Origin of the sequence: Microcystis sp. LE18-22.4A, from assembly GCF_027531105.1 — a bacterium.
Taxonomy (GTDB): domain Bacteria; phylum Cyanobacteriota; class Cyanobacteriia; order Cyanobacteriales; family Microcystaceae; genus Microcystis; species Microcystis aeruginosa.
In genome coordinates, this window is sequence record NZ_JAPZRB010000112.1 from 1 (window position 1) to 4,479 (window position 4,479).

Annotated in this window: 5 protein-coding genes and 1 pseudogene; 4 read left to right on the plus strand and 2 right to left on the minus strand. The window is 36.9% G+C overall.

Annotated features, from left to right (window positions below; genetic code table 11):
• Positions 1-113 (plus strand): transposase (locus O9295_RS04690; protein ID WP_071784045.1); only part of this gene is annotated, 113 nt, incomplete at its 5' end.
• Between the two features lie 2,291 nt (positions 114-2,404).
• Here O9295_RS04690 and O9295_RS04695 read toward each other — a convergent pair.
• Positions 2,405-2,743 (minus strand): annotated as a pseudogene (locus O9295_RS04695) (Calx-beta domain-containing protein); the annotation flags it as partial.
• 544 nt (positions 2,744-3,287) lie between these two features.
• On the opposite strand from O9295_RS04695, the gene O9295_RS04700 reads away from it, so the two are divergent.
• From O9295_RS04700 to O9295_RS04710, 3 genes are read left to right on the plus strand one after another with little or no spacing between them, the layout of a single operon-like run.
• Positions 3,288-3,533, plus strand: coding sequence for a hypothetical protein (locus O9295_RS04700; protein WP_002765797.1), 246 nt, complete (start codon positions 3,288-3,290; stop codon positions 3,531-3,533).
• A complete protein-coding gene (locus tag O9295_RS04705) occupies positions 3,530-3,934 on the plus strand; it encodes a type II toxin-antitoxin system VapC family toxin (RefSeq protein WP_271930382.1) in 405 nt (134 codons plus the stop codon). Before O9295_RS04700 ends, O9295_RS04705 begins: the two co-directional genes overlap by 4 nt.
• Positions 3,935-3,968: 34 nt before the next feature.
• Positions 3,969-4,091 (plus strand): hypothetical protein, encoded by a 123-nt coding sequence (locus O9295_RS04710; RefSeq protein ID WP_288032065.1) that lies wholly within the window; start codon positions 3,969-3,971, stop codon positions 4,089-4,091.
• Positions 4,092-4,114: 23 nt separating this feature from the next.
• Here the strand turns inward: O9295_RS04710 and O9295_RS04715 are convergent.
• A partial coding sequence (locus O9295_RS04715; protein WP_288032068.1) for a DUF4351 domain-containing protein occupies positions 4,115-4,479 on the minus strand: 365 nt, incomplete at its 5' end.

Here is a 4,479-nt window from a genome sequence, read left to right on the forward strand (position 1 = left end):
TGGTCGAGGGAATCAACAATAAACTTAAACTAATAAAACGGAGAGGCTATGGCTTTAGAAACTTTCGGAATTTTTGGGTTAGAAGTATGTTATCTTGGCATCTTGTCTGTTGATTTAGCATAAAGGGTAACGAAGAGCCAATAGGAGTTCCATTTCCACCACCCTCAAAACGACCAAAATCAGCCCTTCCGTCTCCATTTACATCTGCCATGAAACGATGACGGTTATCATATCCTAGCCCAAAAACTGCGGAGGTTATATTAAGTGCGTTAAACCCACCTTGTTGAGAACTAAAAGCCAGATTTGTTTGAGTTATATCAACAGATTTTAATTGCTGATTTTTAACATCAAGTATTTTATTTTGCTTCTGTTTAATATACTTCTGTAAATTCGTTTCTATCCCTTGTTCTTGTTGATCATTTGTTAAATCAATCTGAACCACTAAATCTTGAGATTTATTAGTCACCTCATCTGATACTGCTTTGATTAACTTAGGCTGTAAAAACACCTTAGATTTGTCAATAAAAGTATTAACATTATCAGCTACTAATTGAACGACATTAACTGACAATTTGATAGTATCAGATGATTGTTGTTGCAAAGCTTGAGATTTTTTCGTATAGTCATCCCAAAGAACCCAATCAGGATCATCATGGTAAACAGGAACACTTTCCCAATATTTTTTCTTCTTAAGACCAGACCATTTTGTTCTTTCTACTTGAATATACTCAACCCATTGCGGACCTTGTTTATGACTTTTTTCCCAATAAACCGCAGCTTGATCTGAGTACGATTTAGCTTGATCTGAGTACGACTTAGCTTGATCAAGATAAGCATCACTTAATGACTTATTCTGAATAATATTTGCCTTGAGTGAATCCACATCATGAAGAATCGAACCATCCAAAGACTTCAATAAATCATCCAAAGCATTATTTAAGCTTGTTTTTGCTTGAACAATATCTTGAGTACCTGGTAACTGTTGTTGAAATTGACTAACTATTACCCGTTTACCTTCCACAACATTAAGCTGATTAAACTCCTTCTCATACTTAGTTAAATCCGAATAATGCTGTCCCAACTTCGCTAAATCCTTATACTCCTGTAACTGCTTTTTAGCCAAAAACAGCGCATCCTCCACAAAATCAACACTATCCGCCAAAGCATCCCGCCGTCTTACCGTTGACTCCCGAATCTGTAACGCCTCATCCAGCTGAATCTCATTCAGATAATAATCCCCATAAGGAGTCGCCAAATTCTCATCAATATAACTCGTCAAACTATCAAACGCCTGAGACGTAGCTTGAGAGCCATTCCACACCTTAATCGTGAGATTATGATTATCCTCTAAATTATCCACCCAAACAGTCGTTAAACCCTTCAACTGGTTAGCCAATTGACTGTTTAAACTCACATAACCCTCAATATTATTATTCCCTAAAGCCACCTTAACCGATGCTTGATGGTCCGCAGAAGTCGCCTTTCTCGTCTCCAACTCCTGCTTAAACTCCAACTCACCCGCTAACACCGTTTTCTGATAATCTTGTACCTCTCCCACAACCTTCTGCTTCTCTAAAATCGCCTTTTCCAACGCCGCAATCTGAGAATTAGACCCATTCCCACTCTTCAAAGCGGTTAAATTAGCCTGAAGCGCACCAATTTTTTGCTTAAGACTATCAACCGTATCCTGCAAAAACTTAGACGAATAATCCTGAGTCTTGAGAAAAGCATAATCCGTCAGCAAATCCCCCAGCGCCTTATCCGCAACTGTCACAGCTTGCTTACTCGCTTCCCAAGCGGTTTTAATATCCACTAAAGCCTGATTCTTCTTCTCTAAATCCTCAACTTGCTTGGGAATAATATTACTCTCAAGTCCCTGTAACTCCTGATTTGAGTCATCAATTTGGAAATTAACAACCGCCAACTCCTGATTATACTTAGTCGTCGCAATTGACAGTAAATTCTGTTGTTCCTGAATCTGAATCAGATAACCATTAATCTCCTTCTGAATCCCATCTTTTAGACCCGCATTCGTTTCAGCCTTCAGACGAGTATAAGCATCATCAATATTTTTCTGAATATCCTTCTGTTTTTGCTCAATTTCTGTTTTAGATTTAGTAAAGCTAGAGGTTAAAGCCGTCTTTTTATTTGCTAGATTCTGCAAAATGTCAGTTAAAGACTTCCGCTTACTGAGACTACCTTCAAAGATTTCCTTCGCAAAGGAATAATCATCATTAGCTAACCTTAACTGTTGCTCCGTCGTGTCTAATTTAACCTTGGCTTTATCCAATTCGCTGCTGAGAGTTTCATACTGCTTCAACGCTGTGGGAATCGGTAAGGTTAACGGCTCCAGCTTAGTCGGTTGAATATCCGTATTAGTAAAGACAAAATTATCATTATCAATTATCTTGACAATTGCCGTATTTTGTGTACCAATCGTCACCCCATTAGTCGGATTCGTCAAGGATAGGTTAAGGGTTTCCACCGCTTCAAACTGACTATCTTCCTTAATCGGAATCGTAATAATTTTAGGCGCACTATCCCCATGAGCAAACGTAACCTTAATGGGGGTATTATTATAATCGTCTGCGGTTGCTGTACCATTATTTAACGTAATCGTCGCACTTACTTCTGTATCACTTCCCCCCGTGCGAGTTACAACGACTTGAGTTATACGACTTCCGTTTTCAGTAATAGAATAAGTCGGCGCATTAAATGCTAAAACTCCCCGATTATTAAGCATAATTTATCACTCCAGAAAAAGTGAAAATATTTTATTGATTGAGATTAGGTTAACTAACCGATATGGTGAATAGCCGATTGCAACTGACTTAGAGACTGGTTTTCCTTTCAGGCACTTCCAGGGGTCTGGTGGCGAGCCTTTGATCAAAATCCATAACCTAGACGGCTAATAAGAGTTAGAAGCGATGCGGTCGCCACTACCCTGCTACTTGGTTCGTTAATATCCAGAAATATACTTACTTCCTGAAAAAGTCAAGCATAAAATCTAAATTGTAAAATTTCTTTACAAAAAACTTCAGCAAAAGTGAACATTAAATCAATTAAAAGTGGACAAAAGTTGACAAAAAGGGATCGGGTTAGTTGAATTTAGCGAAAGATCGGGGAATCCCAACTCCGCCATGGGGCGATTGCGAAAGGAATGAAAATTTCCCTGAAATTTGCTTAATTTTACCTGATTTTAGAGATTTGCTTGCAAATCAGCATTTTTGTGATATATTATAATCATAGTAATTTTTTTTATACTTAATTGTAGCTAAGTAATAATCATGAGTTCTACAGCAATACGTCAACAAATAATTCAATCATTAGCTAATCTTTCTGACGAACAATTATTGCAAATCAGAGAGTTAATTGATCAAAATTTTCTGCTTCAAATTAAACCTAAATCAGAAGAAGAAATACAACAGTTAATTAAATCATTACAAGGTAAATATGCTCATGCACCTACCAATAGTGAAGATTTTGCCCAACAAAAACAAGCAGAAATTGATTGGGAGGAGCGTAATAGATGAATATCATTTTAGATGCTTGTGCTGTAATTGCTTTTTTTCGTAATGAAACAGGAGCGGATCTTGTTAGAGAAACCATCACTAATCAAAATAATAACAAGATGATTCATGTTATTAATCTTGGCGAAGTTTACTATAATTTTTATCGAGATATAGGAGAATCAGAAACAGAAAAACTAATTCAAGAATTAAGCAATATTAACATAAAAACTCGCTTTGATTTAAGTGGCAATTTTTGGCGACAAGTAAGCAAATATAAAGCAGTAATTAAACGCATTTCTTTGGCTGATTGTTTTGCTTTAACTTTAGCCAATCAAGAAAAAGGAATTCTAGTTACTTCTGACCGGAAAGAATTTGAACCGATTGTTCCTCTTAATATTTGTCAGATTGATTTTATTCGTTAATAACTGAAGCTTATCTCTGAATTACTTCCTCACCATGAAAATTTTAGCGGGTGATGGCGACGGGGATACCTTCCGCGTTAACCTTTCTCTTTCCACTAAAAACCCCACAGAAAACGGGTTTCTTGAAGAAACCCGTTTTCTCAAGACTGAAGGTTAAAAAGGTGATCACCAAAGTCAAAGCTAGGCAGTTAAAGTATTTAACCAATTGATTAAATCTTCAACGTTAGAGAAATCGAATAAAGCTTCTCCTAATACTTCTACATCATCAATACTTAACTCCATAATTTTAGTTTCCAATGAAGGATTAATCTCCCCTAACTTGCGTTTAATTTGACGAAGAATCAATGTCTTTTCCCGTTCAATACCTTGTTCGATACCTTGTTCAATACCTTGTTCGATACCTTGTTCGATACCTTGTTCAATACCTAGTTCAATACCTTGACGCATCCAACTGGTAGTAATTTGCATAACTCCCTCCTGTACGGGTTGACTAAATGTGCTAATCTCTTGTTGAAATTGTATCTCTTCGACCGGATTTAGATTGA

Coding starts and splice junctions, on each gene's coding strand:
- O9295_RS04710 (WP_288032065.1), top strand. CDS start 3,969: ATGAAAATTTTAGCGGGTGATGGCGACGGGGATACCTTCCGCGTTAAC.
- O9295_RS04705 (WP_271930382.1), top strand. CDS start 3,530: ATGAATATCATTTTAGATGCTTGTGCTGTAATTGCTTTTTTTCGTAAT.
- O9295_RS04700 (WP_002765797.1), top strand. CDS start 3,288: ATGAGTTCTACAGCAATACGTCAACAAATAATTCAATCATTAGCTAAT.